This window comes from Hymenobacter nivis, assembly GCF_006439025.1.
GTDB lineage: Bacteria > Bacteroidota > Bacteroidia > Cytophagales > Hymenobacteraceae > Hymenobacter > Hymenobacter nivis_A.
Window position 1 is genome coordinate 1 of sequence record NZ_RCYZ01000020.1, and the last position, 2,386, is coordinate 2,386.

At 58.4% G+C, this 2,386-nt stretch carries 2 protein-coding genes; both read right to left on the reverse strand.

What is annotated here, in order from left to right:
- Positions 1 to 570 precede the first annotated feature (570 nt).
- The gene (locus tag EAH73_RS22880; protein WP_140469762.1) at positions 571 to 1,329 is read right to left on the reverse strand and encodes an outer membrane beta-barrel protein; all 759 of its coding nucleotides are present in this window, start codon (positions 1,327 to 1,329) and stop codon (positions 571 to 573) included.
- Positions 1,330 to 1,811: 482 nt separating this feature from the next.
- Positions 1,812 to 2,123 carry a hypothetical protein gene (locus EAH73_RS22885; RefSeq protein ID WP_140469763.1) on the reverse strand — a complete coding sequence of 104 codons (312 nt, stop codon included), beginning with the start codon at positions 2,121 to 2,123 and terminating at the stop codon, positions 1,812 to 1,814.
- Positions 2,124 to 2,386: the final 263 nt, after the last annotated feature.

A 2,386-nucleotide genomic window follows, 5' to 3' on the forward strand; every position in this document is an offset into this window, starting at 1 on the left:
CAGCCGCACCAAGCTGTCCGCGCGGGCATGAGCGGCCGCAAATTGGTGCAACAAGACTTGGCTGGACGGCGCATTTAGCGGCTGTTTTAGATGCAGTTGCGGGGGCTGTCCAAAGTTACCTGTGGGGGTGTCGGTCGTGTGGGAACACCTTGTCAACCCGGCAGAACACACGATAAGGGCAAGCGCAAGGAACGGAGAATTATGCATTGCACACAACTTGATGGGTTCGCTAACTACCCGAAGTAAACGCAGCAAGGGCAGAGTATTGCCCCGTCCCAATAATACAAAACGCTCCTTTATTTGAACCGCTATTTGTGGGTGCTGGCGAGCCTAACAATCTCTACTACAGCTCCGGTGGAGTTCATTTAACTGGTTCAATTAGCTAAGTACAGAAAACCCCGCGTTGAGATGAGTTTCGTGAACTTCGAGCCTGAACTTGGTCCCCCGCCAATATACCCCACCTAGGGAAGCGAAACCCAGCGTTAAAGCCACGCCGCGCGGCCGTTTCTTAGCCGCTGCCAGCACCACCAGCACCTTTGACGAGGTAGACCAGACGCTGTAAACCGGGACCTACCCGCGCGGCGGCAATCCGTGCTTGCGGCCACGCAGTGGCTTGGGGTCGACCAAGTAGGCCAAGGAAAGGTGCCAGACCCGGTTGTGGTAGTGGGGGCTGGTTGCGGGGGTGAGCTGTGGGTAGGCCGCCCCGGTGTCGGTCAACCCCACGCTGTAGGCGGCTTGGACCAGCAGGCCGCCGGCGCGGTACCCCAGCCCGGCCTGCACACCGGCGTCGACGCGCCGGGCATAAAAGCGCCCGTCGTTTTGGAACGTACTTCCCGCCCGGACCGGGAGCTCGGTGTTGTACAGGGGCACGCCAGGCCGGGCTTGGGTGTCCTGCACGGTGCAACGCCCCCCAAGCAGAAAGCCCAGGTACCCCCCCCCGAACACCTGGGCGCCTTGGCCGTTGCTTTTCTGGGCGTACACGGCATTTATGGGCAGGGTCAGGTAGTTGAGCGCGTGGGTCTCTTGGACACTCAGGGCACTGCTGGGGTTCAGGTCCGGCTCCTGCAAGACGGCGAGCAGGAGGACGCCTTTCTGGGCGTAGAGCACGCTGGTCTCCACCGCCCAGTGACGGCGGCCCGCGGTGGTGACCACGCCCGCTTCCCAGCGCGAGAGGGCCACGGGCGTGACGTCATAGTACGTGCCCTGAATCTTGCCAAGTTTGGCGGTGGCCACGTTCACGCCCACGTGGGGGCCGATGCTGAACCWGGTTTGCGCCTGAGCGGACAACGCCAGCCAACCGAACACAAAAACAAAAGCGGGCGTTTTCATAGAAAATGTCAACAAGCTTGCCACGGTTCGGGGCCAGCCCGACTTTGTAAAAGTATAGGCAAGCAATTGCGTTGTCTAGTGGAATACGGGCTTAAACTGGGCGGATTGGGCCAAGGGTTTCAGCATGGGCGGGCGCGTCGGGTTGGAGGCCTGCCGCCTCGTTTGCTGGTTGTCCTCCGGAAGCCAGCACGCCCGGGCCTGGGCCGAAAGCTACTTCCTGCCCCCGTGCCGGGAAGCGGTCACCGCAGTACTTTCCGCCAGGTCCGCGTTTGATGCGGAGGGGCTGCGGCGCACAATTCAACGGCGGCGGCGTACGGGCTACTTTATCAGCAGGGGCTCTGCTTTTCAAAAGGCAGTTTACGCGCTGAGCCTTTCCTCAAAAGGGGTAGCCCAAAAAACTACTTAAAAAGGGCGATTCCAGCCAATGCAGCGGGTAGGCCTATTGTGTCAAAAGGAATAGTTTATCAAAACGAGGGATTCCCCTACTCTACCTCAAACTTTTGCTTCAAGGCCGCTGCTTCCTGCCGTATCATCGCTTTGTAGTCCTTGGTCCTGACGCCGTCGATGGCATCAAAGCCATGGGATAAGCAATCGAAGTACAGCCCGACCCGGTCAAAGAGTGGGATTTTGTCGCAGTGGGCTTCGATGACTGTCTCCAGGGCTTGGCACAGCTGTTCATCACCGACGTAAAAAAAGTCTGGTCCTTTCACCAAAAAGACTTCCCACTCGTGGTCATGCCGCACCGCTTCCTCTAAAGCCGGTAAGTAGTGGGCAAAAAACGCACGGTGGTCCATCGTCCCAAAAATACAAGGCAAACCAGTCTAGCGGACGGTCACTTTAACAGTCCGAAGCTAAACGCGCGCCGTTCAGCTGAAGGAGCGTTTTGTATTATTGGGACGGGGCAATACTCTGCCCTTGCTGCGTTTACTTCGGGTAGTTAGCGAACCCATCAAGTTGTGTGCAATGCATAATTCTCCGTTCCTTGCGCTTGCCCTTATCGTGTGTTCTGCCGGGTTGACAAGGTGTTCCCACACGACCGACACCCCCACAGGTAACT

What these genes read in the sequence shown, in the direction of transcription:
- EAH73_RS22885 (WP_140469763.1), bottom strand. Translation starts at nt 2,123, where the DNA reads ATGGACCACCGTGCGTTTTTTGCCCACTACTTACCGGCTTTAGAGGAA.